We start from the raw sequence: 26,454 nt of genomic DNA, 5'->3' as shown, positions 1-26,454 counted from the left end.
TATTTCGAATTTAAATTGAACGTTTAAGTAGCTTACAATTATTTCAAGCTAACATTTACCGTTTTTGCCCCAGTTGTTGGACAACCCGCTTCAATGCTGATTGAACCATTTCCGCTGATTAACCAAGAATATTCTTGTGTTTCACCAGCAGCTAAAGCACTTCTTAAATTAATTTTCTTACCAGAAACAATCGCTTGATTTCCTGTTAATTTCAATTCAGTTTTTACTTTCTGAACCCAACGTACTTTGTCTCCAATTTCAGCATAAGTTGGTAATAAACCTGTGTTGATTACTTTGATAGAAACACGAGTAAGCCCCGCCGAAACAGTTTCAGTATTCACATCAACAATTTGTAGTTCAGGCATTTGAGATGCTAAAGCAGATACAAACTTCAAATGTTTATTGGCAGATTCTGCTAAATAACTTACAGGAGGATTCATTTTTGCATAAGGAGCGATTCCTCCTACTTCTACGTTTTTGCCCGCAAAATCTGGATGTTTTACTGGTTGCCAATTCACAAAAACACTACTTAGCTTTTGTGAGTCTGCCCATTTTAAATATTTAATTTCTTCATTATCAGAAGCTTTTGTCAACAGGTTTACTTCTTTTTTGGTAGAATCTTTCGCTACTTGTACTTTGGGCGCCCACCAACCCGGACTTGTAAAACTGAATCGTCCTGCATGAAAATAAGCAGTTTGTGAGAAATTCCCTTTTGTTTGTGGCAAAACTGGAGCGTCTTTCAAACCCGTTTGAGTATTGTATAATTTTGAAACTTGCTCGCCAACACTTGCATCTTTTTCAAGTAAACCTGTGATTATTCTCTTTGCTGTTTTACTTCTATCAAATTTTATTGCTTCTGTTAAATTGTTCGCAGGTCCAAAAGTAAGTACAGCAAAAATGTTATTTGCTTTGTACAAAAAGCTTAACAATGCTTTTGTTTCAGGTTCAGAAGCTGCAAAATCGCCAGAACCTGCTGTAAAAATTGGATAATCGTAAGTCATGTTTTTATCAATATTCACACCTCCGATTCCATCTTCATTAAAAGAACCATCTTTATCATTATCAATACCTTCTGTCAATAATAAATATTTGCCCTTTTCACCTTTTGCTGGGTCTGCTTTTATCAATACTCTTGGGTCTTCTTTACTGATGATAAAATTCCCCGTTGGGTCTTCCACACGAATTTGTGTAATAATTCCATCACCATTCAAATCTTCAAAAGAATCTTCATTGATATAACCATCACGGTCATCATCGGTTTCTGTGTCGTTCCCTCCTCTTTCAAATTTTAGTTTTGCAAAAAACTGTTCTTGAGCATCAGGATTCACACTTGGGATAAAATAAAACGTTTTAGAATCTAATAGTTTAGCAATAGAATCGGTACTTGTTCCAGCCAATTTTTCAGCCATTTGTATCGCCAATTCTGTTCCTGCTAAATGAGTACCTTCTACGCCAGCAATAATCGCAATAGCAGGTTTGTTATTTGCATTACCTTTACTGATTGCCAACGCCCAAATGTCTCGATTGCCTTTACTTTTTCCGATAGATTGAAGAGTAACATTGGAAGCAAATTTTGAACTCAATGCTTTGATTCTTGCAGAAAGCTGTGTGTGGTTTTGGTAAGAATTTTGGGCGGATGTCCATAATGAAATCGACAATAAACCCGATAAAAGGAATAGTTTTTTCATATTTTGTTATGAAGTTTGTTTGAAATGTAATTTAACGCAAAATACTTCTTTGCATCGACTTTTACTATTCTATCTTATGAGATTAGATGTATAGCCCAACTTAGCAGTTATAAGGAGATAAACAGAAGATGAATAAGAAGAAATGACATTGGAAATGCTATAAAACAAAACAGGCATCACATTAGCTGCGATACCTGTAAACACTCTACTATTATCCAATTTAATATTTTAAATGACTACCTGTTTATTTCTTGGGTTAAACAAGTGCATAATTCCCCATGCTAAAAGGTATGCACCACCACATAAGATAAAAATAATATTATAACCAGCAGTAATATTTCCTTGCGCTTTGTAGGTATCTAATAAATAACCTACGATTAATGGGAATAAAATCCCTCCTATTGAACCTGCCATGCCACCTAAACCAACTACCGAACTTACGGCTTTTTTAGGAAACATATCAGAGGCAGTAGTAAAAATATTTGCACTCCAAGCTTGGTGAGCCGCAGCTGCTAAACTAATTAACACTACAGCTTGCCAAATGTTTGTACAATATTGGGCAAAAACGATTGGAACAACCGCAATAGCAAAACTCAACATCGCTGTTTTACGAGCTTTGAATACCGGCCAACCTTTTTTGATTAAATAACCAGATATATAACCTCCGCCAATACTTCCAATGGTAGTTGCAGTATAAACCACGATTAATTCTAAACTTGGTTTCTTTAAATCCAATTGAAAAGTTTCTGAAAAATAAGATGGTAACCAGTAAAGGAAAAACCACCAAATTGGGTCAGTAAGCATTTTACCAAAAATAAATGCCCAAGTCTGACGAATGCCTAACAAATTTACCCATTTTACTGGTTCTTCATGCGAAGTATCTGGTTCATTATCTGACTGAATATATAATAATTCTTCTTTAGATAATTTATTTTGTCTAGCTGGTAATTCATAGCCAATCCACCAAAAAATTAACCAAATAAAACCGACACCACCAGTAATGATAAAAGCAACCTGCCAACCAAAAGTAGCTAAAATAAACGGAACCATTAAAGGAGCCGCTACTGCACCAATATTAGCACCAGAATTAAAAATACCTGTTGCTAAAGCTCTTTCTTTTTTAGGAAACCATTCTGCTACACTTTTGATAGCTGCTGGAAAATTTCCACCTTCGCCCAAACCTAATAATGAACGGAATACGCCAAACCCAAAAGTACTTCCCGCAAAAGCTGTTAAAACACCCGCCGTACTCCACCAAGCTACAGCGATAGCATAACCTAATTTTGTACCAATTTTATCAATAAATCCACCAAAAATCATTAACCCAACGGCATAAGCTGCTTGAAATGCCATCACTAAATTACCGTAATCACTTTCAGTCCAGCTAAATTCTTTTTCTAGTGTTGGTTTTAACAAAGCAATTACTTGTCTGTCAAGATAACTAATTGTGGTCGCAAAAAATAGCAACGCTACTACTCTCCAACGGTATTTACCTAGGGTATTTTCCATGAATTTTTATAAAATGAGGTAAGCTAAATAAGAGTTATGAATGATGAGTGATGAATTGTGAACAGGTCTGAAATATTGATTTATTCACAAAAAACATCATTCATTTTCCATAGACTACTTAATTTAAAAGATTATTTTTTAGATTTTAAACCTTCAACATATTCCATCAAAGAGGCTACTGTATGAGTCAATTCATCAAATTTAGCACTTGCCAATAAACTAGCAGGGAATAATTGAGAACCCATTCCTACCGCTGTTACACCAGCAGAGAACCATTGTTTTAAACTTTCTTCTGTAGGTTCTACGCCACCCGTTACCATTACTTTCACGTTTGGCATCGGCCCTTTCATTGATTTTACAAAACCTGGGCCAACAACATTCCCTGGGAAAATCTTCACGATTTCTGCACCTAATTGTGTAGCTGAATAAATCTCATTCAAAGTAGCTGCTCCCGGAAACCAAGCTACTGCATTTTCTTGACAAAAAGCTCCTACTTCTGCTGTGATGACAGGTTGAACAACAAAATCAGCACCAGCTTCTATAAAAATTTTAGCTTGTTCTACTGTAAAAATAGTACCAATCCCTAATGCCATTTCTGGGCAATTCTCACGAATAAAAGGGTAAATCGCTTTAAAAACATCTAAGGCTTTTGCTCCACGATTGGTAAACTCAAAAGCACGCATCCCGCCATCGTAGCAAGCTTTGATTACATTTTGAGTTAACACAATGTCTTCATGATAAAACACTGGAACTACTGGAAAATCAGCCAGTAATTGATTTAATATTTTGGGTTGAAAAAAAGCCATGCTTGTTTTTTAATTTTTTAAGAAAATTGTTTGTCCATTTCTTTACAGCATTCCTCAATGGCTTCTACCATGCTCGACGAACCAATGTATAATGGCGAGCGTTGGTGAAGATTTTGAGGCTGTATTTCTAAAATTCTCTGTTTACCGTCCGAAGCTTTTCCTCCTGCTTGTTCAATAATAAAAGCTAAAGGTAAACATTCATAAAGTAACCTTAATTTACCATCAAGGTTATGACGAGTTGGAGGGTATAAATATACTCCACCTTTCAAAAGATTTCTATGAAAATCTCCAACCAAAGAACCAATGTATCGACCAGAATATCTTTTTTGTTTACATTCTGTCAAATACTCTTGAATACATTCAGGGAAATCATAGAAATTACCTTCATTGCACGAGAAAATAGTTCCTTCTTGATTTACTTGCATCTGTGGGTGAGAAAGAAAATACTCCCCCAAAGAATTATCATACGTAAATCCGTTTACTCCTTTACCAGTTGTATAAACTAAAATGGTTGAAGAACCATATAAAATATACCCAGCCGCTACTTGTTCGTCACCTCTTTGGATACAGTCCTTTAAAGAAGGTACTGAACCGATGGGTGTTTTTCTACGAAAAATTGAAAAAATTGTACCAATTGAAACGTTAGAATCAATATTCGATGAACCATCCAGCGGATCAATTGCTACGACATACTTAGCATGATTATTTCCAGTCAGAATGATTTCAGGTTCTTCCTCCGAAATGATAGCACAAACTTCTCCACCATTTTTAAGGGCTCTCAAAAAACGAATATCAGCAATGACATCCAATTTTTGTTGGGCTTCACCTTGTACATTTTGCGAACCTAACAGCCCTGTTACATCAGCCAATCCAGCACGATTGATTTCTCGATTCAGGATTTTACTTGCCAAAGCAATATCTCTCAATAATTGCGACAATTCCCCAGAAGCAAATTGAAATGCTTCTTGATTGCGCATAATGAATCGATCTAAAGTAATACCAACAGGTAAAGCTAAGTTTTCATTTTTCATAAAAAAAGCCAATATTAATTGTTAAACAAATAGGTTATTTCAAGTTTACGAGCTGATTTTGAATACAACTCGTAAACGTCAATGACTAAAGGTAATTTTCAAGAATTAATTTTACTGCTTCCACTTTTTGTTGGGTTGCATCGCCGTACTCTTGGAGTTTTCCATAAGCGGCAGCAGCGGCAAAATTGATTACTTCTTGAGCTTCTTGTTTCTGAGATAAACCATAAATTAAGCCTCCCATAAAACAATCTCCACTTCCGATTTTATCTACTACTGAATCAGCAAAAAATACTGGTGACTGATATTGATTTCCCTCTGTAAAAAGAGTTGTATAATATTCAATGCCCGTTTTGTTGTGATCAAATCTATACGTATTGGCTACAAATTTACATTTTGGAAATGCCTTTTGAATGGCTTCGGAAGTTGCTTTTCCATGTGCTGGATAATCATAAGCATCCTGTTTTTCCAAACTTGTTAATAATAATGGGTCAATTTCTATCCCTAATAAAGTATTGGCTGCCCAAAGATTACCCATGATTACATCACAATACTGTGCTAATTCTGGCATAATTTCAGTTGGCTTTTTGCCGTATTTCCATAGTTTTGAACGGTAATTCAAATCTACAGAAATAGTAATATTCATTTCTGAGGCTACTTTCAATACTTCCAAACAAACATCAGCCGCATCTTGATTTAAAGCTGGACTGATGGCACTGAAATGAAACCAAGAAACATCTTTCAAAACTGTTTTCCAGTCAATTTGACCAACTTTCAAAGAGGCAAATGAAGAGTAAGCTCTGTCATAAATCACTCCTGCATTTTTCAAATCTGCACCTTGTGGAAGATAATACGTTCCAATTCTTTCACCAGAAGTATTTATAACCGAAGTATCAATACCTTTATCAGCTATGTAATTTTTAATATCGTTCGCTAAAGAATTTTCAGGTAATGCCGTAAAATAACTCGCATTGATTCCCCAATTTGCTAAAGCCGTAGCCACGTTCAATTCTGCTCCGCCTACAAAAACTGGCATTGAGGTTTCTTTTATCCAAACGCCATTAGCTTTTGGTGAAAGACGCAATAATAATTCTCCGAAACAACAAACTTTGTTCATGATATATCAGCAGTGAGCTGTGAGCCTCTAGCCATGAGCTTAAGAACTCATCGCTCATTTCTCATCGCTAATAGCTCAAAGCTTACATCTATTTAAAATTTAAAATACTCCTTTGCATTATTATAACAGATATTCTGAACCATTTTACCGATCCATTCAATATCGTTTGGTAATTCACCATTTTCGATTTCATTTCCTAACAAATTACAAAGAATTCTGCGGAAATATTCATGGCGTGGGAACGATAAGAAGCTACGAGAATCTGTTAACATACCCACAAAGCGACTCAATAATCCCATGTTCGACAAAGCATTCATTTGTCTTTCCATGCCATCTTTTTGGTCTAAAAACCACCAACCAGAACCGAACTGAATTTTACCAGCTACAGAACCATCATTGAAATTTCCAATCATGGTTGCCATTAACTCGTTGTCACGTGGGTTAAGGTTATAAATAATTGTTTGCGCCAATTGGTCGTATTCGTCTAAACGACCTAAAAACTTAGATAAAGAAGCTGCCTGAGAGAAATCTCCGATTGAATCCCAACCAGTATCTGGACCTAATAAGCGCATTGCACGAGTATTGTTATTTCTCAAAGCACCTAAGTGGAACTGCTGAGTCCATCCTAATCCATGATAAATTACGCCTAGTTGATGTAAAATTGCCGATTTGAATAATAGAGACTCCTCAGCACTGATTGATTCGCCTGCTATTTTTTTCTTCAATACTTTATTAGCTTCTTCTTCGGTGAAATCTGCTGCATAAATTTGCTCCAAACCATGGTCAGCTAATCTTCCTCCCATTGAAGCAAAGAATTCTGCACGAGTTTTCAAAGCTGAAACTAAAGCTTCAAAACTACTGATTTCAGTATTGACAAGTACTCCTAATTTCTCAATGAATGAAGCATAATTAGGATTATCAATTAAAATAAATCTGTCTGGACGAAACGTTGGTAATACTTTAGTATCCAAAGTTCCTTCCTCTTTAATGGCTTGGTGATACTCTAATGAATCTAAAGGGTCATCTGTAGTACAGGCAACTTTTACATTCATTTTACTTAATAAACCTCTAACGGCATATTCTGGTGACTGTAATTTTTCAGAACACTCGTCAAAAATTTTACGAGCAGATGATGGATTTAAAATTTCATGTACATCAAAATAACGCTGTAATTCAAGGTGAGTCCAGTGGTACAATGGATTTCTCATTGTATATGGAACCGTCTCAGCCCATTTTTCAAACTTCTCATAATCAGATTTATCACCTGTACAATAGCTTTCATTGATACCATTCGCACGCATTGCACGCCATTTGTAGTGGTCGCCATAAAGCCAAATCTGTGATAAATTTCCAAAACTTTTGTTCTGAGCAATTTGGTCTGGTGGTAAATGGTTATGATAATCAATAATTGGCATCTCTTTAGCAAACTCATGATACAGTTTACTAGCAGTTGCAGTTTGTAAAAGGAAATCTTCGTCTAAGAATGTCTTCGTGTACAGCATTTTTGTTAAAATTTTGATTTAGTATTGAGAAATTAAATAAACGAGGATTGATTTTGAATCTTAAAATTGAAAATCAATCCTCGATACTCAATTTTCAATCCTATAAAGATACTCCTCGTTTCCAAGGAATAAAATCATCTTGTCCATTTCTAACGGCACAAATTTCAATTTCGCCACTAGCTACTTTTATTGCGTATTCTAAAATACGTTCTCCAGCCTCCTCAATCGTTTCTTCACCTTCAATAATTGTACCCGTGTTGATGTCGATAATGTCTGACATCTTTTCGAATAACTTTGTATTTGTTGCAATTTTCACAACCGGAGCAATAGGATTTCCTGTTGGCGTTCCTAAACCAGTGGTAAATAAAACAAGGTTTGCACCCGATGCTACTTCAGCAGTTGTCGATTCCACATCATTGCCCGGTGTACATAAAAGAGTCAATCCTGCTTTTTTTACTGGTTCTGGATAATCTAAAACCGAAGTAACTGGAGAAGTTCCTCCTTTTTTAGCCGCACCAGCCGATTTAATAGCGTCGGTAATCAAGCCATCTTTGATATTACCCGGCGAAGGGTTCATATCAAAACCTGAACCTACAGCCTTAGCACGGTCGTTATAAGTATTTACTAAATGACTGAACAATTTAGCATCTTCTGGGTCTAAACAACGGTCAGTTAATTCTTGCTCAACACCGCACAATTCTGGGAATTCAGCTAAAATCACCGAGCCACCTAAACCAATCAATAAATCTGAAGTATAACCAATAGCTGGATTCGCTGAAATACCAGAGAAACCATCAGAACCTCCACACTCTAAACCAATACATAATTTACTCAATGGTGCTGGTTTACGGGTATTTTGATTGGCTTCAATCAATCCAACAAAAGTTTGTTTCAATGCCTGAGCCATCAGTTCAGACTCAGTACCAATATTTTGTTGTTCTAAGATGTATAATGGTTTCTTGAAGTCGGCATCACGTTTTGCGATTTCTTCTTGTAAAATACTCGCTTGTGCATTCTGACAACCTAAACTTAATACTGTAGCACCTGCACAGTTTGGATGCGTGATATAACCCGCTAATAATCCACAAAGTGCTTGAGCGTCTTGACGAGTACCGCCACAACCTCCATCATGCAATAAGAATTTTACGCCATCAACATTTGGGAAAAGCTTTTGCTTGGCACTTTTCTCTCCTTGACTTTGTAAATCTGCTTGTAAAATTTCTTCAACAGTTTTTCCTGCTTTGTATAATGCAATCAAATCATGTGTTTGACTTTGATATTCATGTTTACGAGCATAACCTAAATCATCCACCAAAGCTTCACGAAGTACTTCAATATTACGGTTTTCGCAAAACACCAATGGAATTACTAACCAATAATTAGCCGTACCAACACTGCCATTTGCACGATGATAACCGTTGAAAGTTTTGCCTTCAAATTTTGTTAAAGATGGAGCTTCCCAAGCGGCATGGTTTTCACGTAATTCAAAAGAATCTACAGCATGCTTTACATTGAAAATATTGATACTTCCACCTTTTTTGATAAATGATTGAGCTTTCCCTACTAATACGTTGTACATTCTAATCTCTGCTCCTACTTCAAAATCTTGCATAGCAAATTTGTGTTTAGCAGCAATATCTTCTGTCAGTGTATAAGTCTGACCATCCAATTCCACAGTCTGACCTTTCGATAAATCTGCTAAAGCGACAATCACGTTGTCGTTCGGATGAATTTTTAAAACGTTTCTTTTCACGATGAATATTTGATGATTGGTTAAAATTTTAATTCTTTGAGTTCACAGAATAATTAAACTTAAAAGTAAGACTATGCTCTACTATACTCAACCAATTCACCTTTATTAAGATATGATTTTAAAGAAGCCTTTACTGTTTTTTCAATCATAAGATTTAAAAACGTTGCAACGCTTTCCGCAAAACCTGTAATACTTGTCAAATCTGTTTCCCAAAGATTTTTATCACTCAAAACCGATGTTACCAATTCATCACTTGATAAATTAGCCCATTTTGTAAAGAAATACTCTGCTTTATCGTCTTGAATTTGATAATATTCGCCTGCGTGAATTCCATAATATTTACCATTTTCTTCTTTCACAGCCTTCATAAACAATAAATAAGCGGCAAATCCAAAAGCAATATATTCAGGTACGCATTGATAAATTTTATGATATTGCAAAAGCGTTGGAATATTTCTCATCCGCATTTTAGACGTGTACTGCACCGTAATACTTAACCATTGGTGGTCAAGATTTTGGTTACGGAAACGGTCTAGTACTTGCATACCAAATCTTTGCGCTACTTTATCATCTACTTTATAAGGAATACCTAAGCCAATTTCAGCCAACATTAAATTACTGACAAAAGCTGACATTACTTCATTTTGCATGGCTTCTTTTACCGTTTTGAAACCTGCTAAAAAGGCTAAACCACAACTCAAAGTATGTGTACCGTTGAGTAAACGTAATTTTAATTCACGGTATAAATCAATGTTGGGTTCAATGATTACGCCTTCGTCTGCTTGATGAAATGATAATACATTTTTTACCTTCTGATTCCCTTCAATTGCCCACAAACGATATACTTCTGAAACAATCAATAAATCATCTTGATAACCCAATTCAGTTTCAATATTGGCTTTTATTTCGGCACTTGGTTTACCCGGTACAATTCTATCAACTAATGAATTACAGAAAGTTACCGATGATTCTAGCCAATCAATAAATTCTGATTCTAGTGCATTTCTATGTGCCAATTCAAAAATAATACCTTCTAATTTTTTACCATTATCAGTGATTAATTCTGTAGGAACAACCACCATTCCATGTTCTTTACTTCCTTCAAACGCTTTGAATCTAGCATGAAGAAATGCCAATACTTTGCCTGGAAAAGAAATTGGCGGACTTTGCTTAATATCATCCTGCACCAATTGAATTCCTACTTCGGTAGTATTTGAAGTAATAATCTGTAAATCAGGATTTTTAGCACATTCTAAAATAGCATCCCATTCTGTTTTAGCAGACAATACTCTACTGATAGCAGATGAAATGGTATTTTTCTCAAATACATTTCCTTGTTGAATACCTCTTTCACAAATGGTATAAAGGTTATCTTGGCGCTCAAAAGCTTCGGCATCACCTCCGTCAGTTGATTTCACCACGACGATTCTACCATTAAAAATACCTTGCTGATTGGCTTTATTAATAAAGTAATCTGGCAAGCCTCTTAGCAATACGCCCGTTCCAAATTGTAATACCTTTTCAGGTAAATTGAACAAAGATTCAGGAAGAGCAGCGTTGCTTTTACTGAGATTTTTATGATTTTGAGAAGTATTCATGATGATTGAAAATCTTTAATAGAGGATACTTTAGTTGGATTGTGAAATTCGACAACCAACTATTGATTTATATTAATTAATAATGCTTGATTCTTTTTTTAGCTATTAGCAGTGAGCGATGAGCCATGAGCTTTTAAATATTTTAGACTTTAGACTAAAGTATTTAAAGATGAAGAGATTTCTAGTGTTAGAAAAACAATCACTAACTCACAATTCACTAATTCCTTACACAAAGTCTGCTCGCATCGGTGAAAATACATCTATCAATTCTCCCGCTTCTAAGCAAACTGCCCCGTGTAATACTTCTGATGGAACAAAGTAAACATCGCCTTCTTTCAGTACTTTTTTGTCGTCGCCAATGGTGATTTCAAAAGCACCTGCTGAAACATAACTTATTTGCAAATGTGGATGAGAATGAATCGCTCCGACTCCACCTTTTTCAAAAGCTACCTTCACCAGCATAATGTCATCGTTATAAGACATTACTTTTCTTTTAATGCCTCCTCCGAGTTCCTCCCAAGCTACTTGTTCATCAGTCACTAAGGTTAATTCTTTTACTGACAACATATTATTTTTGATTGCTATAATTGCTATATATGTTTTTGGATACTTTTTTACCGAACTCTACTTCCTTCTTCGCTTTTGAAGTATTAGTATTCGATAATTTAATGCCTTGTGAACGCTCACCAGAGATTTTTAACAGTACCTCAGTATTTTCATAGCGAATATCGTCAAGACTTATGTTTTTACTGTTCTGTACCTGCATGGTCGTTTTATCTTTTGTTATCAACGTAACATTTTTCAATGAAATATTTTCCGCTTCAATACAAAGTAAACCAGTATTGACTTGTAAAACAGCATTTTCAATCAAGACATTCTTCACACTCATTTCAGGTAAACCTCTCACTTTAATACCAGTTTCTGCACCTAAACAATTAATATTAGTTACATAAAAATCTCTGAATTGTGGGGTTGCTTCTGATAAAGGTTGAGCGTCCATTTCTGGCAACTCATCTGATTCTCCATTTAAAGCAATAGGGTCTTTTTTAGCGTAATACATATCAAATAACACCGCATCACCAACAATTTCTGTCATTTGAATATTGTTAACGTAGATGTTTTCTACGATTCCACCTCTTCCTCTTGCTGTTTTAAAACGTAAACCAACATCAGTTCCCAAAAAAGAACAATTAGAAACATACATATTTCTTACTCCGCCCGACATCTCCGAACCAATTACAAAACCTCCATGTGCATGATATACTTTGCAATCTTTAATGATAAAGTTTTCTGTGGGTACTCCTCTTTTTCTACCTTGCTCATCTCTTCCAGATTTAATTGTAATGCCATCATCACCAGTATCGAAAGTACAATTTTCCATGATACCATTTCTGCAAGATTCTAAATCAACACCGTCGCTATTTTGAGCATACCAATAGTTTTTAACATCTACGTTTCTCATCGTGATATGGTCACAAAGTAATGGATGGATTGTCCAAGCTGGTGAATTTTGCAGATGAATACTTTCTAATAAAATAAACTTACAACGAGTAAGACTCAACATGTTTGGTCTCAAGAAACCTTTAATATCTTCATAATCTTTAGCCGTTTTTCCATTTGTAAGTTTAGTTCCACCAACAACTTTAGCTCCTTTTCTTGATTGTTCGTTTGGATACCAAGTATTTTGTTCTTCATCTAAAACACCTCCAGATTTTATCAATTTTTTCCATTGAGGTTCTGTTTGTTTACGTTTTTGGATAGCTCTCCAAACATCTCCGCCACCATCAATTACGCCTTCACCAGTTAAACCAATATCGATTAAATCAACACCTGAAATAGGTGCTTGGCAACGATAAGCTTCTTCGCCTTCCCAAGTTGTCGCTATGATTGGATAATCATCAATATTTCTACTGAATTGTAATATTGCTCCTTTGGCAACATGTAAATTCACATTCGATTTCAACACAACTGGGCCTGTCAACCATAAGCCACTCGGAATTAAAACTGTACCTCCGCCCGACTCCGCACAAATTGTAATTGCGTGATTGATGGCCTCAGTATTTAAAGTAATTCCATTTGACTTTGCTCCATAACGGATGATATTAAACGTATCTTTTTTGAATACTGGCGTGTAATACTTTGGCAATTCAAATTCATACTTTTCATGAAATTCTGATTTCTTTAAAAAACTCTTCAAGCCAACATTTGCTTCAACAATTCCTTCGGCTACTAAACTAGCCATGACCGATGCACCATATTTTGAAAAGTGTGTATCGTCGGTAACGCCTTTTGGAAATTTACCGAAAACGCCACCAATGTAGTGCATGAATAATTTCTTTGAACCTTCTACGCCATGTTGTTCAATCACTGCCTTACTTTTAGCATGAAGGTCAATAAAGGCTACTCCAAATTCTTTTGCTACAGCTTTTACCACAGCAGGATACTCTCCATGCTGATCGACGAACTGTCCATTACTATCAAACTTTCTACGCATTACGGGTGTAATCAAAACAGGATTTGCCCCTTTAGCTCTAGTTTCATTGATAAATTTAATAAGGTTATTTCTATAAGTTGTTTGCGGAGCAGCATAACGAGTACTGTCGTTAATCTTCTGGTCGTTGTGACCAAACTGAATTAAAACCCAATCTCCTTTTTTCAATTGTTGGCTTACTGCATCCCAACGTTTTTCAGTGATAAAACTTTTAGTACTTCTGCCATTTACAGCATGATTCTGCACTTGAACAGCCTCATTAAAATAATTTGGAAAAACCATTCCCCAACCCGTTTCTGGACTATCTGCTGGAGCTTTATTGGCACAAGTTGAATCTCCAATGAGAAATACAGTTACTTTATCATCTGCGCTTTTGAAAGCCATCAGGATAACACAAAATATGATACCTAATATTTTTTTCATTGTTAATAGAGATTGTAATTTTTCATAAAATCTTGAGAGTGAAATAAACTGTCGGTTTCGATAGTTAAACAAAACCGACAGGTAAGCAAATTAAATATTCTTATCTTAAAGATGGAATTTCTACAAAATCCATATCTGTAAATAGTTGATTTTCACCAGCCATCGCCCAAATAAATGAGTAATTTGCCGTGCCACAACCTGAGTGAACAGACCAAGGTGGTGAAATAATAGCTTGGTGATTTGAAACAAACAAATGACGTGTTTCTTGAGGTTGTCCCATCAAATGCAATACTGCTTGATTTTGAGGAACATCAAAGTAACAATATACTTCCATTCTACGGTCATGTGTATGTGCAGGCATTGTATTCCAAACACTACCATTTGCCAATACCGTTAAACCCATTACTAATTGACAACTACGAATACCATCTAAATGAATGTATTTATAAATCGTTCTTTCATTAGAAGTAAGATTACTTCCCAAATTCACTGGCGAAGCCTCTTCTTTTTTCATCAAACGTGTTGGATAAGCTTGATGAGCTGGAGAAGAAATCAAAAAGTACTGAGCTGGATTATTGGCATCTATACTTTCGAATGAAACAGACTGAACGCCTTTTCCTAAATACAAACAATCTAATTTATTAACCAAAAAAGCTTCACCATCAGCAGTAATTTTGCCATCACCACCAACATTGATAATACCTAATTCTCTTCTTTCCAAAAAGTATTCACTTTTCAAAGCGTCATAATTTGGTAAACTTACCGCTTCACCAACTGGCATTACACCACCAGTAATTACTCTATCGTAATGAGTATAAGTTAAACTTACTTGGTTCGCTTCAAACAATTTTTCGATTAAAAAATTAGCTCTTAGGCTTTCCGTATTCATTCCAGCCACTTCTTTTGGGCTACTTTCGTATCTACTTTGCATAGGATTAAATATAAATAATTGAATAATAAAAATATAAGATGATTAGCGTCCCATCCAACCACCATCTACAACTAAAATCGTTCCGTTTACATAAGCACCAGCTTCTGAAGCCAAGAATACTACTGGACCCATGAAATCTGTAGGCTCGCCCCAACGACCAGCAGGAATACGATCTAAAATTGATTTACTTCTTTCAGCATCAGCTCTTAAAGCAGCAGTATTATCTGTAGCGATATAACCTGGAGCAATCGCATTTACATTAACTCCTTTTGAAGCCCACTCATTTGCCAAAGCTTTTACAACACTGCTAATTGCACCTTTTGAAGCTGCATAACTAGGAACGTTAATACCACCTTGAAAACTTAATAAAGAAGCCGTAAAAATAATTTTACCTGAACCTCTAGCTACCATGTCACGACCGAATTCACGAGCTAAAATAAACTGAGCATCCAAATTGATTGATAAAACTTTATCCCAATATTCGTCAGAATGTTCAGCTGCTGGATTTCTTAAAATCATTCCGGCATTATTAATCAAAATATCAATATTACCATGTTTAGTTTTTACTTCATTAATAAAAGCATAAAGTGTTTCTCTCTCACTTAAATCTACATTATAACCTGTAAAATTTCTACCAAAACTTCTCACTCCTTTTTCAATTTCACTATTTTCTGGTTCAATGGTAAGGGCTGCACCTACGATGTCTGCTCCTGCCTCTGCCAAAGCTAATGCCATTCCCATTCCGATACCTCTGTCACAACCAGTAACCAAAGCCACTTTACCTTCTAAACTAAATAATGATGATAAACTCATAAGTTCCGTTTTTTTTAATTATTCCAAGATTTTAAAAAATTAGTAAGAAATTAGTCCTACTAAGCCCTGAACAAACCTATACTTAATAAATACAGCGTTCAAGTAAATATTGGAATATTTTTATGCAAACGTTATCGGGAACGTTCTCATTCAGAAACATTTTTATACTTATTCAATAGATTTTGATACTTTTAGTAGAATATCATTATTTTAGGTATTTTTAGCTCATAAAAAACTCATACTTTTGTAATTGTACAAATCAAAGAACAAAACATTGGAACTGATTACAATCAAAGATATTGCTAAAGCATTGAATTTATCCACTTCCACAGTGTCAAGAGCTTTGCGTGGAAGCTATGAAATTAATCCTGATACTAAAAAGCTGGTTATTGAATATGCTGAAAAGTATAACTACCGCCCAAACCCAATTGCACTGAGCTTAAAAGAGAACAAAAGCAGGTCAATCGGAGTAATTGTTCCTGAAATTGACAATCCTTTTTTCTCGCAAGTAATTAATGGAATCGAAGCAATTTCATACAATCGAGGTTATCACGTTGTAATTTTTCAAAGTCATGAATCTTTTGAAAGAGAAAGTATCAATCTAAAGCATATTGCTTCAAGAAGAGTTGATGGTTTGCTGATTTCTTTAGCTGGCGAAACGAATGATGTTTCTCAGCTCAAAGAACTTCATGAAAAAGGAATGCCAATTGTTTTGTTTGATAGGGTTTCGGATGAAATTAACACCCATAAAGTAATCTCTGACAATTTTGAAGGAGCATTTACTGCTACGGAACATCTTATTCGTGAAGGAAGAAGAAGAATTGCGCACATTACAGCTTCGCCTTATTTATCGATTACTAAAGAAAGAGTAAAAGGTTATATCGCTGCGCTTAATAAATATGAAATTCCAGTCGATGAAGCCATGATTAAATACTCCAATTATTCTTCAGAAAATATGGAATTAATCATTGATGAACTTTTATCTGAAACGAATCCTCCAGACGGAATTTTAACGGTAAGTGATAGACTCGCTTTAGGTTGTTTGGCTACTTTAAAGACGAAAAAAATTACGATTCCTGAACAAATCTCAATTGTTGGCTTTACAAATCTCAAGGCTGCCTCTATGCTAGAACCAGCCTTGACGACCGTCGTTCAACCTTCATTACAGATGGGTCAACGTTCTGCGGAATTACTGTTGGATTTAATTGAGCGAAAGACTTCAAGTATTCCTACGACTTATCAAACATTCAAACTTTATACAGAATTGATTATTAGAGAATCGTCGGTGGTTGGATAAGTTGTTTAGCTTGGGCTGTGAGCTTTAAGCCTTGAGTTAAAGCTTAGCTCAAAACTGACAACTCAAAGCTCATAGCTCAAAACTCACCCCTAAACCGTCACCATCGCCTTAATCACTCTTGAACTTGGATCAAGCCATGATTCAAAAACATCAGGTAATTCTTCAAACGCTGCTTCATGCGTAAGCCAAGCCTGTGTTTGAATATTTCCTTCTTCCATATTTTTAATAATCATTTTAAAATCAGCAGGAAGTGAATTTCTACTAGCAAAAAGTGTCATTTCCTTGCGGTGAAAATCTGGATCAAAGAAAGTAACATCGCCTTGAAATAAACCAACGAAAACTAATTTTCCACCAAAAGCTAAATATGAAAATGATTTCATCATCGACTGTGGATTACCCGTAGCATCAAAAACCACCGTTGGTAATACTCCATTCAAAGTAGCTTTTAAATCATCAGCAGTGAAACCTTCTTTTGCCAAAACGGAAACATCAGTATCAAATAATTCCTTCGCAAAATCAAGTCTTTGTACATTAAAATCCATCACGACAATTTTAGCACCATGCAATTTTGCAAACTGAATGACAGATAAACCAATCGGACCAGCACCAATCACCAACACAATATCATTCTGCCTAACACTTGCTCTTTGTACAGCATGTGCGCCAATACCCAAAGTTTCTACCAAAGCCAATTGTTCATAACCTAAAATCTTTGAACGGTGTAATTTATGAGCAGGAATTTTCACGTACTCAGTCATTCCACCGTCGGTATGCACACCCATTACTTTGATGTTCTCACAACAGTTTTGTTTGTTATTCAAACAAGCTTGGCATTTTCCACAGTTTAGATAAGGTTCAACGGATACTTTATCACCAATACTTAATTCACTTGTATCAACAGCTTTTCCTAAAGCAATAACTTCTGCTCCTAATTCATGACCTAGTACTCTTGGATACGAAAAAAAAGGTTGTTTTCCTCGATAAGCATGATAATCCGTTCCACAAATACCAATTTTATGAATTTTGATAAGCGCTTCGTTATCGGCCAACTTATCATCAATTTCCCTTGAGATTAACTGAAACTCACCAGGTTGATTTAGAATAATTGTTTTCACTAATTTTAATATATTTAATTATGCTTGATTAAAAACTATACCGAAATCATTTGTAAAGACGTTAGTCTCTCAACTGCGAACAAATGAGTTCGCAGTGATTTTAACTAAACATTACAAATAACTATTTGATTAGACCTATATGGTTTTTCGTAATTATCTTATAAAAATCAAGTTTATGCTTTTACTTTCGAACCTTTCCAACCGAAGTAAAAAACAACAAAGAAGCAAAGCAATGGAACAGAATAAGCCACTTGAATGCTCATCAAATCTGAAATTCTACCCATGATAAGTGGAAAAATTGCTCCCCCAACAATTGACATAATTACTAATGATGAGCCAATTTTAGTTTCTTTCCCTAACGATTGAATACTTAAAGAGAAAATTGTTGGAAACATGATTGACATAAAGAACTCTACTCCAATCAAGCCATATACCGAAATCATTCCGCCATAAATAACTACTACAGTCAACAAAACAATATTTGCTAAAGCGTATATGGCTAGAAGTATATTTGGACTGATGTATTTCATTAAGAAAGTACCTATGAATCGTCCAACCATAAAACATAATAGCGCAGCCGATAAATAATTGGCAGCTGTTTTTTCATCAATACCAGCCGTTTTCCCTAAATAGCGAATAAAGAAGCTAGATACACATACTTGTGCGCCCACATAAAAAAACTGAGCAGCAATTCCCCAAATTAAATGTTTATGACGCATAATCGACTGACTTCCTGTTGGTAACTCAATATCATGCCCAGCTTCAGTAATTTCAGGCAATTTACTTTTGTACAATAAAACAGCAACCAATAATACGATAATACCGATGATTAAATAAGGCAATTTTACAGTTGCTGCTTCGCCATCTAAAAATACACTCATTTGCTCTGTCGTCATTGAAGCCGTTTCAGCACTGGTTAAAGTATTGCCAGATAAAATAAAAAGTCCTCCTAATAACGGAGCAATCGTAGCTGCCAAACCATTGAAAGATTGAGCAAGGTTTAATCTTTGAGCTGCCCCTTCTGGTTCACCTAACACAGTCATATAAGGATTAGCAGCTGTTTCTAAAAATGTTAACCCACTAGCAATCACAAATAAAGCTGTCAAGAAAAGTCCAAAAACTCTTGTATTAGCCGCAGGAATAAATAAGAAAGCACCAATAGCAAATAAAAGTAAGCCAGCAATGATACCAGTTTTATAACCAAATCGTTTCATTACCATACCTGCTGGTATAGCCATGATGAAATAAGCAATAAAAAAAGAGCCATCAATTAATGAAGATTGAAAATCAGATAACTGACAAGCTTTTTTAAGGTGTGGAATTAGAATTGGATTTAAATTATGTGCAAATCCCCAAAGGAAAAACAAGGTAGTCAATAAAATAAAAGGTACTAAATATCTGTTTTTCATAAATAAATATTTTAATAGTTTAAGATTGATACATGTTGAATCGTCTATAACAAGTAGAAAAAATCATAAACTACTCTTCTTTTTCATTAATAATTTGATAATACAAAGAAAAAACATTTACAAACATATATCATTCACATTATTATCAAAGATTTATGGTATTTTAGCATGATTCTTTCAGCTTTGCCTCTTAAATTAAGATTTTTGTATAAAAATTAAGATAGTAGGTCAAAGTACAAAACCAATAGGTCAAAAAAGCTCATGGCTCAAAGCTAGCAGCTCTTAGCTTAAATTAAAGATATGTTTTCATTTTTAAAAAAATCATCAGATACTCCTAAAGTCACAGATTTTTCATTTATTGGTACAGATATTCATTCTCATCTCATTCCTGGAATTGATGATGGCTGTACAAATATTGAGAACTCAATTATTTGTATTCAAAAATTAAAAGAATTAGGCTTCTCTAAAATCGTTACTACGCCACATATAATGGCTGAAGTATATCCTAATACGCCTGAAGTGATTAAAGACGGATTAAAAACCTTAAAAGAAGCACTCATTGAAGCTAATATTGACATTGAAATTGAAGTAGCAGCAGAATATAAAATTGATGAGCAATTTACAGGATTATTAGAGAACGATAATTTATTAACCTTTGGAGATAAATATATTCTAGTAGAGTTTTCATTTGTGGCAGCCCCAATCAATTTAGAAACAACTATTTTTAATTTACGGACAAAAGGATATCGACCAATCATTGCACACCCTGAAAGGTATTTATACCTGAGTGAAAACCTTAGTAAATTTGAAGAATTAAAAGCATTAGGCTGTCATTTACAGCTAAACTTAATGTCTTTAGTAAATCAGTATGGAGGCAAAGCCAATGAAGTAGCTAATAAATTATTAGATATGAATGTCTATGAGTTTTTTGGAACAGATTTACACAGACCAGAAGATTTGAGAATATTAAATAAAGTATTACAGTCCAAAAGTATTCTCAGTAAAATATCAAAATTGAAACATTTAAATCAAAAAGTATAAAATAAAAAAGGCTTGAGAATTTAGTTCTCAAGCCTTTTTTATTTCTATTAATATGCCATGTCTTCACCTCTGAACATATTATAGACAGTCATTATTACTATCTTAAAATCAAGCCAAGGCGTCCAGTTTTCGATATACCAAATATCAAATACAACTCTTTTTCTCATCAAACTGAAATCTTTTGTTTCACCTCTCAAACCATTTACTTGTGCCCAGCCAGTTACTCCTGGTTTTACCCAGTTACGTAAAGCATAATTATTTATCAAAGCCTGACTTTCAATGTTATGTTGTACTGCATGTGGTCTAGGTCCAACAACTGACATTGAACCACCTATTACATTTAAAAACTGTGGAAGTTCATCTAAATTAGTTTTTCTCAGGAATCTACCGATTTTAGTAATCCTTGGGTCATTTTCAGTAGTTTGTTGAAATTTACCATCGACTATTACTTTGCTTTCGCTATACATAGTCCTAAACTTCAAACAACGAATGATTTCTCTATTTCTTCCCCATCTTTCTTGAATAAAGAAAATACTTCCTTTTGATTCAAGTCTAATCAGTATGGCAATTATTGGGAACAACCAAGAAAAAATAAATATCGACAGCAATAAACTAAAAATCAAGTCAATGGCTCTTTTAATGAGTCTCCAATGCAATTGATTCAGAGGTTCGTCTCTTACTGTAATCATCGGAAAATTACCGAACATTCCCATTTTAAATTTATTCGAGCTAAATCTGAAGTAATCAGGAATAATTCTAGTTCTAATAGCATTTCGTTCACCAGCAGCTATAATTTTATCTAACTGTTGTTTATTGAACTGAGGCATTGCAACAACAATTTCATCAATGCTATTTTCAATTATAATTTTATCAACTTCCTCAAAATTGCCTTTATACAAACCGTTGAGATACACAGACTTTGTTTCATCTATAAAACCTACTGGATTATAACCGAATTGAGTATTATTCTTTACAAAATCAAAAAACGAAATACCCATTTCTGAGCTACCTACAATTAACAAATTCCTAGTATTTCTACCTTTTTTTCTAAGGAATTGGAAAAACTTTTTTAGTAAATATTTTTTGATAGCAAGAAACAAAAAAAGCATTCCGCAATATTCCACAACAAACCTACGAGCATTATCCCTATCATTAAGAAAAAATAAAAAGAGGATTATAACTAATGCTTGAATAGCAATAACTGGTACTAATAGTAGAAATTCATCAATAAATTTAAGCGTTCTAAAATCATCATAAACATGAATAATTTTACTAGAAAAGTACCAAACTATTACTAAAATCACAAAAACCTCTCTATCGTGAATAAAATTATTACGATTACTAACTACTGAAGTCAGATAAAAAGAAAGTGACAACACTAAAATATCAGTGAGTAATCGTAAATAATAATTTTCTCTTCCAAAGTAGTCTTTCATCATAAATTTATATTTAATGTGCTATTGATTGATTTCTCATGAGGCAAATTTACAATCTATGTTGGATAGTCACAAAAAAATCTATTAAACGGTATATTTATAAGAGTGTTACAGTTTTAAAAAACTGAGTTTAAGCATGTAAAAAAGAAAGCATAATTTATAAGTATCTGATAAACAACTCCATAAAGAATTATTTTTCCTTAAATTTCAATTTACATTGAAAATAAAATATTTACAAAATAAACACAATAAAAATCAAAATATTACAATATTTTGATTTAAATGACAAAAAGCAATACAACATAATATCGTATTGCTTTTTGTTATGATTGAAACCCATAATTCTCAATAAATTAATATGCCATTTCTTCTCCTTTAATTACATTATAAACTGTCATGAATATAATTTTGAAGTCTAACCCTAGAGACCAATTTTCGATATACCAAATATCATATTTTACTCTTTGTTCCATCTGCTCAATAGTTTTAGTTTCTCCTCTATATCCATTTACTTGAGCCCACCCTGTGATTCCCGGCTTAATCCAATGTCTTACCAAATAGCTATCTACTTCATCCTTAGTACGAATATTATGTTCATGCGCATGTGGTCTTGGTCCAACTATTGACATATCACCTAATAAAACATTTATAAACTGAGGTAATTCATCTAAGCTTGATGATCTCAAAAACTGCCCTAATCTAGTAATTCTTGGGTCATTCATCTGAGCTTGATTAAATGTACCTTTCTCAGTAACATCCTTACTTTCAGCTTTCATCGACCTAAACTTAAAACATTTGAATTTCCTATTATCCTTACCCCAACGATATTGTCTAAAAAATACAGGTCCTTTAGAATCCAACTTAATTAAGATAGCAACGATTGGAAATAACCATGAGAAAATAAATACAAAGACAAATAATGAGAATACAATATCAAAAACTCTTTTTACTAATCTCCAATGATATTCTTGTAGAGGTTCACTTCTAAAAGTGATTAATGGATAATTACCAAAAAACTTGAATTGTAATCTACTTGGATAATAAGTAATATAACTTGGAACAATTTTAGTTCTAATCGCCCTTCTTTCTGATAATACAAATATCTTTTGCATCAAATGATTGGAAATCTCTTCTGTAGTGATAATGATTTCATCAATTTTATAGTCCTCATTCATTGTTAGAAATTTCTGTAAATCTCCTAAATAAGTGTTTCCACCAAAATCATAACCCTCTTCCTCTTTAGCGATAATACCAATTACTTTAAATCCATAATGAGGGTTATCTTGAATTTGTGATATTAGATTTGAAGTAATTTCATTATAACCAACAAAAACTACATTTTTTATATTCCCACCTTTTTGACGGTACTTTAATAGTATTTTTTTAATAATGTAGTTTTTAATAATTAAGACGATTGATAGAATGATAATGTAAGCCAGAACAAATCGTCTAGTATATTCATGTCTATTCAAAATAAATAAAACCTGTCCAGCAACAATAGACTGTATTAGCACATTCTGAAAAATCAACAACAATTCTCCTATATACCTTTCTGTTCTAAAATCATCATAAGTACTAGAAATTTTAGTAGAAAAGTACCAACCTATAATAAGTAATATTAATAATATGCTATCACTTTTTTCAAATTCAGGTTTAGTGATAAACGAGGAAAATACAAAAACACATACGATAGCGATGATATCAGACAACAACCTGAAATAGCTCACTTTACTTATACTTTGAGGCATAATAGAAAATATTTATTTGGATGTTAGCGAATTATAAATGCTGAATGACAATAATTGAATTTAAACTTTTAGCTCAAAATGAAAAACAATTATTTCTTAGAATATTTACAAAAATGGCACAATCGTTACCGTTTAATAAATAGATGAGGGATTTCTAATAAATTTAACTTAAATAATCGTAAATTCGAATACTATTTAATATTGTTTATCATTTACACATCTTAACCTTCTTTACATTATGAACAATGAATCAAAATACACACTTCAAATATGGGGACGAATTACTTTAATCATCCTTTTGGCAGCACTGACTTATTTTATTAATTTTTAAAGAATAAAATAAGTATTAAAAAAGCCACCATCTTTAGAGATTGGTGGCTTTCTTTTTTATTTTTACCTTTATATAAAAAGAATAGATTAAATAATCCTACTCACCAATCTTGTTTAGGATTTAAGTTCTTTTAAACAAACTGTTAAACTATCTCTCCAATAAGGAATTTGAATTCCTAATGAACTTTTAATCTTACTTTTATCCATTACAGAATAAGTAGGTCTTGTTGCTTTTGTAGGATATTCTATTGTTTTTAGAGGCTTTACTTTAACTGGGCAGTTTGCCAATTCAAAAATCGCTTTAGCAAAATCATACCAAGAAGTCACTCCTTCATTACTATAATGGTATAAACCATAAGCATCACTTTTAGAAGTAATTATTTCCAAAATACAACCAGCTAAATCAACTGCATAAGTTGGCGAACCTACTTGATCAATAATAACCCCTAATTCATCTCTTTCTTTGCCTAATCGTAACATCGTTTTGACGAAATTATTAGCAAACTCAGAATACAACCAACTAGTTCTTAATGTAAAATATTGACTAGTAATCTGTGAAATCCCTTGTTCCCCTTCTAATTTTGTCAAGCCATATACGTTGATAGGTTCGGCAATATCTTCCTCATTCAAAGCTTTTGCAAGATTTCCTTCAAAAACGAAATCTGTAGAAATATGGATTAAGGTTGTATGAAATTGAGCACAAGCTTTAGCAACATTTTCAGCCCCTGTTTTGTTAATTAGCCTTGATAAATCTATTTCATCCTCTGCTTTATCCACAGCTGTATATGCAGCACAATTAATAGCATATTTAGGTTGATATTGCTCAAATAGACCTTTTAGCAACTCTTTATCAAGTATATTACCTTGAATTTCATCTAAATAAATCAACCCTTCTATTCCACGAGTATCTGCTACTTTCTTTAGACATTGACCTAACTGTCCAACACCTCCAAAAACTAAAATATTCATATTATCTTCAATTAAATAAAGTACGATTCAAATGTTGGCAATATCAAGTCCTTATCAGATATATTAGGATTTTCAACTGGCCATTCTATCTTCAGAACAGGGTCATTCCAAATGATTCCACCTTCTGATGCTTTATTATATCCTGCGGTACATTTATAAGAGAATATACTATCTTCTAAAGCTAAAAAACCATGAGCAAAACCAACTGGGATATAAACCATTTTGTTAGATTTTCCATCTAATTCAAAAAATTCCCATTTCCCAAAAGTTGGAGAATCAGGTCTAATATCAACTGCCACATCCAGTACTCTTCCTGTAATTACTCTAACAAGTTTCCCTTGGGCAAACTCTCCTTGCTGAAAATGCAAACCTCTTAAGACACCCTTTACAGAGAAAGACTGATTGTCTTGAACAAATTCTGATGGCAAACCTTGTTTAGCCCATGTAATGCTGTTGAATGATTCAAAAAACACTCCCCTAGCATCTTCAAACACAGGAGGTTCTAAAATCAAAACGTCTTTTAAACTAGCTTCAGTAACTTTCATTGAATTAATTTAGTGTGTTTGGTTATAAAATGATTATCTTTTTAATCTAACAAACCTAGTAAATACTTACCATATCCACTTTTCACCAGTGGTTCTGCTACTTTTCTGAGTTGTTCTTTATCAATGAATCCCATTCTGTAAGCTACTTCTTCAATACAACCTACTTTGAGTCCTTGTCTTTCTTCAATCACTTGTACAAATTGTCCTGCTTGCATTAAGGATACAAATGTTCCAGTATCTAACCAAGCTGTTCCTCTGTTCAATACACCAACTTTTAGTTTCCCTTGTTTCAAGTACTCCTTGTTCACATCCGTAATTTCATATTCTCCTCTTGGTGAAGGTGCTATGTTTTTAGCAATTTCAACCACTGAGTTATCATAGAAATATAAACCTGGTACTGCATAATTAGATTTTGGTTCAACTGGCTTTTCTTCAATTGAAAGTACATTGAAATCATCATCAAATTCTACTACTCCATATCTTTCTGGGTCATGGACTTGGTAGGCATACACTACGCCACCTTCTGGGTCGTTGTTGGCTTGAAGTAATTTACTTAATCCACTTCCGTAGAAAATATTATCTCCTAAAACTAAGGCTACTTTATCATCACCGATAAACTCTTCTCCAATTACAAAAGCCTGAGCTAATCCGTTTGGTAAAGGTTGTTCTGCATATTCAAATCTACAACCCACTTGCGAACCATCTCCCAAAAGCTTTTTGAAATGTGGTAAATCGTGAGGAGTAGAAATAATTAAGATTTCTTTGATGCCCGCCAACATCAGAATTGAAAGCGGATAATAAATCATTGGTTTGTCGTAAACAGGCATTAATTGTTTACTTACTGCTAATGTTAGTGGATGAAGACGGGTTCCCGAACCACCAGCTAGAATAATTCCTTTCATTTT

21 protein-coding genes are annotated in these 26,454 nt (G+C 34.0%); 2 read left to right on the top strand and 19 right to left on the bottom strand.

Annotated elements, in window-relative coordinates; genetic code table 11:
* Positions 1 to 38: 38 nt before the first annotated feature.
* The 12 genes from ABID42_RS12225 to kduD form a co-directional block, all read right to left on the bottom strand.
* Positions 39 to 1,688, bottom strand: coding sequence for a M14 family metallopeptidase (locus ABID42_RS12225; RefSeq protein WP_367283893.1), 1,650 nt, complete (start codon positions 1,686 to 1,688; stop codon positions 39 to 41).
* Positions 1,689 to 1,916: 228 nt separating this feature from the next.
* Positions 1,917 to 3,197 carry an MFS transporter gene (locus ABID42_RS12220; RefSeq protein ID WP_323261006.1) on the bottom strand — a complete coding sequence of 427 codons (1,281 nt, stop codon included), beginning with the start codon at positions 3,195 to 3,197 and terminating at the stop codon, positions 1,917 to 1,919.
* A 131-nt stretch (positions 3,198 to 3,328) separates the two neighbouring features.
* Positions 3,329 to 4,003, bottom strand: a complete 675-nt coding sequence (locus ABID42_RS12215; RefSeq protein ID WP_367283892.1) for a bifunctional 4-hydroxy-2-oxoglutarate aldolase/2-dehydro-3-deoxy-phosphogluconate aldolase — start codon at positions 4,001 to 4,003, stop codon at positions 3,329 to 3,331.
* 17 nt (positions 4,004 to 4,020) lie between these two features.
* Positions 4,021 to 5,034 carry a class 1 fructose-bisphosphatase gene (fbp, locus tag ABID42_RS12210; protein WP_323261010.1) on the bottom strand — a complete coding sequence of 338 codons (1,014 nt, stop codon included), beginning with the start codon at positions 5,032 to 5,034 and terminating at the stop codon, positions 4,021 to 4,023.
* Between the two features lie 85 nt (positions 5,035 to 5,119).
* The gene (locus tag ABID42_RS12205) at positions 5,120 to 6,148 is read right to left on the bottom strand and encodes a sugar kinase (RefSeq protein ID WP_323261011.1); all 1,029 of its coding nucleotides are present in this window, start codon (positions 6,146 to 6,148) and stop codon (positions 5,120 to 5,122) included.
* Positions 6,149 to 6,240: 92 nt separating this feature from the next.
* Positions 6,241 to 7,650, bottom strand: a complete 1,410-nt coding sequence (gene uxaC / locus ABID42_RS12200) for a glucuronate isomerase (RefSeq protein ID WP_367283891.1) — start codon at positions 7,648 to 7,650, stop codon at positions 6,241 to 6,243.
* Between the two features lie 100 nt (positions 7,651 to 7,750).
* Complete coding sequence (locus tag ABID42_RS12195) at positions 7,751 to 9,403, bottom strand: UxaA family hydrolase (protein WP_367283890.1); 1,653 nt, start codon at positions 9,401 to 9,403, stop codon at positions 7,751 to 7,753.
* A 71-nt stretch (positions 9,404 to 9,474) separates the two neighbouring features.
* Positions 9,475 to 11,001 (bottom strand): tagaturonate reductase, encoded by a 1,527-nt coding sequence (locus ABID42_RS12190; protein WP_367283889.1) that lies wholly within the window; start codon positions 10,999 to 11,001, stop codon positions 9,475 to 9,477.
* 225 nt (positions 11,002 to 11,226) lie between these two features.
* A complete protein-coding gene (locus tag ABID42_RS12185; RefSeq protein WP_323698012.1) occupies positions 11,227 to 11,568 on the bottom strand; it encodes a cupin domain-containing protein in 342 nt (113 codons plus the stop codon).
* Position 11,569: 1 nt separating this feature from the next.
* Entirely contained in the window at positions 11,570 to 13,915 is a 2,346-nt protein-coding gene (locus tag ABID42_RS12180; protein ID WP_367283888.1) for a glycosyl hydrolase family 28 protein, read from the bottom strand.
* Between the two features lie 100 nt (positions 13,916 to 14,015).
* The gene (gene kduI / locus ABID42_RS12175) at positions 14,016 to 14,846 is read right to left on the bottom strand and encodes a 5-dehydro-4-deoxy-D-glucuronate isomerase (protein ID WP_367283887.1); all 831 of its coding nucleotides are present in this window, start codon (positions 14,844 to 14,846) and stop codon (positions 14,016 to 14,018) included.
* Between the two features lie 42 nt (positions 14,847 to 14,888).
* Positions 14,889 to 15,659, bottom strand: a complete 771-nt coding sequence (gene kduD, locus ABID42_RS12170; RefSeq protein WP_367283886.1) for a 2-dehydro-3-deoxy-D-gluconate 5-dehydrogenase KduD — start codon at positions 15,657 to 15,659, stop codon at positions 14,889 to 14,891.
* A gap of 274 nt (positions 15,660 to 15,933) precedes the next feature.
* Here kduD and ABID42_RS12165 point away from each other — a divergent pair, with 274 nt between their 5' ends.
* A complete protein-coding gene (locus ABID42_RS12165; protein WP_323261028.1) occupies positions 15,934 to 16,956 on the top strand; it encodes a LacI family DNA-binding transcriptional regulator in 1,023 nt (340 codons plus the stop codon).
* An 89-nt stretch (positions 16,957 to 17,045) separates the two neighbouring features.
* Here the strand turns inward: ABID42_RS12165 and ABID42_RS12160 are convergent, their stop codons facing one another.
* Both ABID42_RS12160 and fucP read right to left on the bottom strand, forming a co-directional pair.
* The gene (locus ABID42_RS12160) at positions 17,046 to 18,071 is read right to left on the bottom strand and encodes a zinc-binding alcohol dehydrogenase family protein (RefSeq protein ID WP_367283885.1); all 1,026 of its coding nucleotides are present in this window, start codon (positions 18,069 to 18,071) and stop codon (positions 17,046 to 17,048) included.
* A 173-nt stretch (positions 18,072 to 18,244) separates the two neighbouring features.
* Complete coding sequence (gene fucP / locus ABID42_RS12155) at positions 18,245 to 19,480, bottom strand: L-fucose:H+ symporter permease (protein WP_367283884.1); 1,236 nt, start codon at positions 19,478 to 19,480, stop codon at positions 18,245 to 18,247.
* Positions 19,481 to 19,780: 300 nt separating this feature from the next.
* Between fucP and ABID42_RS12150 the strand changes: the two genes are divergently transcribed.
* Entirely contained in the window at positions 19,781 to 20,521 is a 741-nt protein-coding gene (locus tag ABID42_RS12150; protein ID WP_367283883.1) for a tyrosine-protein phosphatase, read from the top strand.
* 47 nt (positions 20,522 to 20,568) lie between these two features.
* Here the strand turns inward: ABID42_RS12150 and ABID42_RS12145 are convergent, their stop codons facing one another.
* The 5 genes from ABID42_RS12145 to rfbA all read right to left on the bottom strand — a co-directional run bounded on the left by ABID42_RS12145 (position 20,569) and on the right by rfbA (position 26,451).
* A complete protein-coding gene (locus ABID42_RS12145) occupies positions 20,569 to 21,960 on the bottom strand; it encodes an undecaprenyl-phosphate glucose phosphotransferase (protein ID WP_367283882.1) in 1,392 nt (463 codons plus the stop codon).
* 350 nt (positions 21,961 to 22,310) lie between these two features.
* Positions 22,311 to 23,705 carry an undecaprenyl-phosphate glucose phosphotransferase gene (locus ABID42_RS12140; RefSeq protein ID WP_367283881.1) on the bottom strand — a complete coding sequence of 465 codons (1,395 nt, stop codon included), beginning with the start codon at positions 23,703 to 23,705 and terminating at the stop codon, positions 22,311 to 22,313.
* A 444-nt stretch (positions 23,706 to 24,149) separates the two neighbouring features.
* Entirely contained in the window at positions 24,150 to 25,004 is an 855-nt protein-coding gene (rfbD, locus tag ABID42_RS12135; protein WP_367283880.1) for a dTDP-4-dehydrorhamnose reductase, read from the bottom strand.
* 11 nt (positions 25,005 to 25,015) lie between these two features.
* The gene (gene rfbC / locus ABID42_RS12130; RefSeq protein ID WP_323261043.1) at positions 25,016 to 25,549 is read right to left on the bottom strand and encodes a dTDP-4-dehydrorhamnose 3,5-epimerase; all 534 of its coding nucleotides are present in this window, start codon (positions 25,547 to 25,549) and stop codon (positions 25,016 to 25,018) included.
* A 41-nt stretch (positions 25,550 to 25,590) separates the two neighbouring features.
* Positions 25,591 to 26,451: a glucose-1-phosphate thymidylyltransferase RfbA gene (gene rfbA / locus ABID42_RS12125; RefSeq protein WP_367283879.1), complete on the bottom strand. Its 861-nt coding sequence runs from the start codon at positions 26,449 to 26,451 to the stop codon at positions 25,591 to 25,593.
* Positions 26,452 to 26,454: the final 3 nt, after the last annotated feature.

Source organism: Arcicella rosea (assembly GCF_040543805.1).
Taxonomy (GTDB): Bacteria; Bacteroidota; Bacteroidia; order Cytophagales; family Spirosomataceae; genus Arcicella; species Arcicella rosea.
The sequence above is the reverse complement of the archived record's forward strand: the minus strand, read 5'-3'. Positions and strand labels throughout refer to the sequence as shown.